At 41.8% G+C, this 5297-nt stretch carries 7 protein-coding genes; 5 read left to right on the top strand and 2 right to left on the bottom strand.

Going from position 1 to position 5297, the window contains the following annotated elements; genetic code table 11:
• Nucleotides 1-630, top strand: a 630-nt coding sequence (locus Q5866_RS20735) for a [Fe-Fe] hydrogenase large subunit C-terminal domain-containing protein (protein ID WP_303182284.1), incomplete at its 5' end; no start/stop codon positions are given.
• A gap of 339 nt (nucleotides 631-969) precedes the next feature.
• Nucleotides 970-1743, top strand: coding sequence for a toll/interleukin-1 receptor domain-containing protein (locus tag Q5866_RS20730; RefSeq protein ID WP_303182282.1), 774 nt, complete (start codon nucleotides 970-972; stop codon nucleotides 1741-1743).
• A 175-nt stretch (nucleotides 1744-1918) separates the two neighbouring features.
• Here Q5866_RS20730 and Q5866_RS21120 read toward each other — a convergent pair whose 3' ends face one another.
• On the bottom strand, nucleotides 1919-2233 hold the full coding sequence (locus Q5866_RS21120; protein ID WP_368502075.1) for a type II toxin-antitoxin system RelE/ParE family toxin: 315 nt from the start codon (nucleotides 2231-2233) through the stop codon (nucleotides 1919-1921).
• Nucleotides 2214-2486: a type II toxin-antitoxin system Phd/YefM family antitoxin gene (locus tag Q5866_RS20725; protein WP_303182281.1), complete on the bottom strand. Its 273-nt coding sequence runs from the start codon at nucleotides 2484-2486 to the stop codon at nucleotides 2214-2216. Before Q5866_RS20725 ends, Q5866_RS21120 begins: the two co-directional genes overlap by 20 nt.
• A 450-nt stretch (nucleotides 2487-2936) precedes the next feature.
• Between Q5866_RS20725 and Q5866_RS20720 the strand changes: the two genes are divergently transcribed.
• From Q5866_RS20720 to Q5866_RS20710, 3 genes are all read left to right on the top strand, one after another.
• Nucleotides 2937-3857 (top strand): hypothetical protein, encoded by a 921-nt coding sequence (locus Q5866_RS20720; protein ID WP_303182279.1) that lies wholly within the window; start codon nucleotides 2937-2939, stop codon nucleotides 3855-3857.
• Nucleotides 3854-4237 carry a hypothetical protein gene (locus Q5866_RS20715; protein WP_303182278.1) on the top strand — a complete coding sequence of 128 codons (384 nt, stop codon included), beginning with the start codon at nucleotides 3854-3856 and terminating at the stop codon, nucleotides 4235-4237. The genes Q5866_RS20720 and Q5866_RS20715 overlap by 4 nt, the downstream gene beginning before the upstream one ends.
• A gap of 317 nt (nucleotides 4238-4554) precedes the next feature.
• Nucleotides 4555-5297: hypothetical protein (locus Q5866_RS20710; RefSeq protein WP_303182277.1), on the top strand; the 743-nt coding region annotated here is incomplete at its 3' end.

The following is a 5297-nucleotide window of genomic DNA, read 5'->3' as shown; positions in this document are numbered from 1 at the left end:
GGCGCGGGACAGGATGTGGACGTAGTGCTCACCACCCGCGAGGTAGACAGGCTTATCCGCGCGGAACATATCATCCCGCAGGATTTGAAGGAGGAGGAATTCGATACTCCGCTCGGCGTAGGTACGGGTGCGGCGGTCATTTTCGGCACGACGGGCGGCGTTATGGAAGCGGCGCTGCGCAGCGCGTATTTCCTCGTGACGGGCAAGAATCCCGATCCCGACGCTTTCTATGCCGTGCGCGGCATGGACGGCTGGAAGGAAGCTAAATTCGACGTGGCGGGCACGGAAATTTCCGTCGCGGTGGCGCACGGCTTGGGCAATACCCGCAAACTGATGGATGCGATAGAACGCGGCGAAGCGAAATACGATTTCGTCGAGATCATGGCTTGTCCGGGCGGTTGTGCGGGCGGCGGCGGGCAGCCTATCCACGAGGGCGCGGAGTTGGCGGCGGAACGCGGCGACAATTTGCGTAAATTGGATAAAGAGAGCGCTTTGAGATTCTCGCACGAAAATCCTTCCGTCGTCAAATGTTACGAAAACTATCTGCAAAAGCCGATGTCGCACCGTGCGCACGAACTTCTGCACACCGACCATAAGGCATGGCTGATGCCGGACGAACCGAAAGAATAATTCCCATACGATAAAAAAGAGAATCGGACTTTTGAAGTTCGGTTCTCTTTAGCTTTCAAGGCAAAAAGTAAAGGATAGAAAAGCGTTTCTTCAACGGACAAAACAGGAAAGGCGGTTTAAGAGGCGGGAACGTAAGGGTATTTAATGGTTTATGGACCATGCGACCGCCGACATGACGTTAAATGTCTATACGCACGTCATGGACGAATTTAAGAGAAAAGAAGCGGCAAAATACAAACTCTTTCCCGATTTTCGGATTTAAAATGGGACAAAGCTATTGAAAAAAATATTAAGTATGATATAATAAAAATAATAAATACAATTTGAGGAAAAATATATATGATTTTTATTAGTTATTCTCATGGTGAGCAGGAATTGGTTCAAGTTATAGCGTCGAGGCTTTCTGACATTTATGGAAAAGAAAAGATATTTTATGATGAATGGTCTATTCAACCTGGCGACGGGATTATTGATGAGATGAATAAGGGATTAAACAAGTGTAAATTCTTTTTTTATTTTGTATCAAAAAAGAGTGTAGAGAGTAAAATGGTTGCATTAGAATGGCAGAACGCTTTATTAAAATCCATGAGAGAAGATGTCAAATTTATACCAGTTAGAATTGAAAATTGTGTAGTTCCTCCCATATTGACTCAAACATTATATATTGATATTGTTACCTATGGCATAGAAGTAGGCATAAGACAAATGATAGATGTTATAGAGGGGAATAATACTTTTAAGAAGAGCGATTCGTCATTTAGTAATTTGTATTGTCTAATAGATAATATTTCTCCACAAGAAATGATTATTGAGATAAAAGCCAAATATTATTTAGAACCACTTGCAAAGTTTATTTTCTTTTTTAATAATGATATGGAAAAATTGCATTTTAAGCTTCTTGATGAAAATGAGTTTTCGGGAGGATTAAATAGAGCGGTAAAGTTTGATAGTTTTATTTCGGATTGCTATTTTATGGGCGGACCAACGCCTATTACCCCAGAGTATTCTTTTAAAGTCAAAGTATCTACGCAGGACTCCCAACCTTTATCTCTTAAAGGGGTTATGCATCAAGAAGGTAAACACAGTTTTAGAGGTGTTCCAATAAAGAAATGAGGATAACAAAAGGGTCGCGGCAGATTCGCCGCAACCCGTTATTTCTATGGCGCAGAGAAGAGGATTTGAACCTCCGGTAGGCTTCAGACCTACACACGATTTCCAACCTTTGAAATAGATTATGCGTGCTATAACAAAAATAAAGGGCATACCCTCGTAGGATATGTCCTTTGTTTTACAGTATAGAAAGATAATTAGAAGCGCCGTAAACTACATGCATAATCGTTATGGTTTCCGTTGCTTCGTTCACGGTGTAGAAAATCAAATAATTATCCACGACAAGCCGCCGATACTCACGCTTTAACGGGATTTCGGAAATATAGACTTCTCCGCATAAGGGAAACGTTTCTAACCGTTCAATCTGTTCTAATATCTTTGTATTTAGGTTTAAGGACGCAGAGGGAGCACATAAATCGATTGCGATATAGTTGAGTATTGAGGAAATATCTCTTTGCGCCTTAGGCGTTAAGTCAACGTAATAACTTTTCATGCTTTGTTCTTAACTCCGTTAAAAATTCCCTCGCGGAAATGGTAGGCGCGCCGCTGTTAAGTTCGTCCTCGGCTTCTTTGAGATTTTTGTATAAATCAAGTTGCGCCATTGAACGGGTATAAACTTCCATGCTCATAACGACCATATCGCCGTATCCGTTTTTCGTAACGAAAATAGGCTCGTTGGCGGCTCTGCATTTTTCGGAAATTTCGGAAGTGTTTTTCAAATCTCTGATCGGAATAATGTGTGCCATAAAATAATCCTCCTTTAAGTGTGGTATTATTATACCACACTTTTTATTATATGTCAAGAGGTTAGAAAAAATTTATTTTAATGAAAGCCTTTTGTATAGTCTGGTTTATTTAGTTACAATATTCGGAAATTCGTTTTTGTATGTATTCTTGATTGACTCCGTAATCAGTCCAAAAGGTTATAAGAGGTAAATTTGCGGCTTGACATATATCTTTTACTTTATAATCTCTTGCTATCAAATTATGTACCTGTTACTGTCGGTGCATCTTATTTTTTTAGCGGCTGTCCCATAGGTGGGGGTTCTGATACGTTTATATTTTATCTGTATGATGGTATTAATGGATTTGCTGATAAAGGTGAGGGTTTGAAAGTTGTTGCCAAGGTTAATTTTTTTGTGTTTAAAATAATCGTTTATACGGGCGCGACGGTTGATAATCTCGTTTTCAAACCTATGTTAAACGTTGGTGACGTAGCATACCCATATAGCCCGCCATATGATTTGATTTATAATCAAGGCTATCAAGAAGGCGAAAACGCGGGCCACGAAGCAGGCTATGACGAAGGATACAAAGACGCGTCCGACACACTCAATTTAGGCGTATTGTACGGCACGACTGTTTCAGGTAAATTCAGTTATACGAACGGACAGACGCTAACGCTCACGAACGGCAAACCCGATTTTAGCTATAACGGTTTGAATTTCAATAGCATTTGGGGAAAGTATTATCACTATAACAACGATACGGAAAACACGCTCGAAAACGTGGAAATGACTTTGAATTTTAAGACGCCGTTTCAATACGACGGCTTCCCGCTGTATTTCTTGGGCGATAGCGACGTAATGGCCGCGACATTTATTTCGACTGCTAATAAACGTTACAATGCTGATATTGAGAAATACAACGCTACGGCGATAGGCGAAGATTACGCATTAATCGGAATACGAGAGAAAGAGAAAGAGGACGGTATCGAGGTAAAAGCCCTGACAATCTATTTCGGTCGCGCGATGGATACACTTTATAACGCGAATGTACTTTCAAAATCGGGCGGATATTTGAACGGCTACGATAACGGATATAACGAGGGTTTTTCTAACGGACATACGGACGGAGTACTTGATGGCCGCAAGGAAGGCTTTGACAACGGATATAACGAGGGCTATTCAAAAGGTAAGACGGACGCATTCTCCCAGCTTTCTGATGAGCCGTTATCAAATTCCATTCGCGGCTTTGTATTTTCGCTGTTTGACGCGCCTGTGAGTTCGTTTCTTTCGGCGTTCAATCTTTCTTATGACGGTTTTGACATCGGCGCATTAGTGGCGTTTATCTTTACAGGAATAGTCGTGATTGCAGTAGTGAGGCTGCTGACATGAAAGGATTTTTTTTAACAGTGCTTGCGCTGCTGTTGAGTATAGCGTTTGTGCGTTTTGTGTACGGTCTGCAAGCGAATGAGAGCTCGTATTTTGTGCAGGTGATCCTAAATCTCCCGCCCGATATAAAGAGCGATTTTTCGGTAGTGATAGAGGCATTCGGTCGTATTTCGGACGCCTTCTCGAAGCTGGGTGACGTCATTGTTTCGGGCGGAAATATATTCGACGTTATCAAGACGTTTTTCAGGTCTATTGCGTCCGTGTTTAGTCTGCCGTTTGCGTTCTCGCAGTTTCTGTTGCTGGTTCTGAAAGATATAATAAAAGCGTTGCGTTCGTTGTTTGAGTTGCTGTTCGGTGAAGCGGTAGTGCCGATAAAGCCGTGAACGATTGATGTAAGGGTGAGAGGGGAGGTGCCAACGGCACCCCCCGCAAGAGCCCAACCCCTCGGGGGCTCTGCGGGGGCGCGGAGCGTCCCCGCATACTTGATTAACTGACATTTTTAAGTCATAGCAATATAACGACTTGTAACTATTACGAAAAAGCCCATATTAAACAGTTAGAAAATCTTTCAAACCCTTTTCATTAATAGCAGAAAAAAGTAGGATAACAGTAATGTTGTAGGGGTATGGGGATTGTCCCCATAAATAGCTGCTCATAAACCGAGGAAGTCAGCCCCCGAATAGAACGAGAGGAAAGAAGTATGAAAATATCGGATAAATTACAATTAGGATTTATCACGGCAGGAAATACAATCCGCATTACCTGCACAAACACCTATGTAAAGCCGAAAAATAAAACCCCGAAAATAAAAGTCAATTTGTTTGATACGGACGGAGTAAAAATAGAAAATCCCGAACATATGGAGCGTTCGTTACGTCGTGCGCGTGTTTCCGTTGTAGATTACGCCTTGACAAATCGCTTTGACTACTTCGGCACTATTACTTTTAATTCGAAATGGCATGACGTTTCAAATCCTCTCGCTTGTCGTGACGCTATATTAACGGCATTTAACAATTATCAAAAACGGAATAATTGTGAATTTAAGTATCTTCTTGTAGCGGAGTATGGAGAGAAAACGCAACGTTTACACTTTCATTTCCTGATAAGCGGCATAAATAAAGACGAGCTTTTTATTAACAAACACCATAAATTAGATTGGAGCTATACGGCAGAACGCTTCGGGCATACGCAAATCACACGCATAGGAAAGACTACGGCAGACCACGAGAATGTGGCAAGATATTGCTCAAAGTATATCACGAAAGGCAATATCCGCATTTCAAATCACCGTTATTTTTGCAGTAAGAGCCTTAAAAAACCCACAATCTCCCGCGAATATAGCCCCGCATTAACTGTGTTGGTATCTGATTGGCTGGAAGATAATATGCAGGAACCCTATGCGCATAATCGTATGTGTAAAGCGTACTCAATCCCGAAACGGAT

Source organism: uncultured Butyricimonas sp., assembly GCF_959596855.1.
GTDB lineage: Bacteria > Bacteroidota > Bacteroidia > Bacteroidales > Marinifilaceae > Butyricimonas > Butyricimonas muris.
The sequence above is the reverse complement of the archived record's forward strand: the minus strand, read 5'-3'. Positions and strand labels throughout refer to the sequence as shown.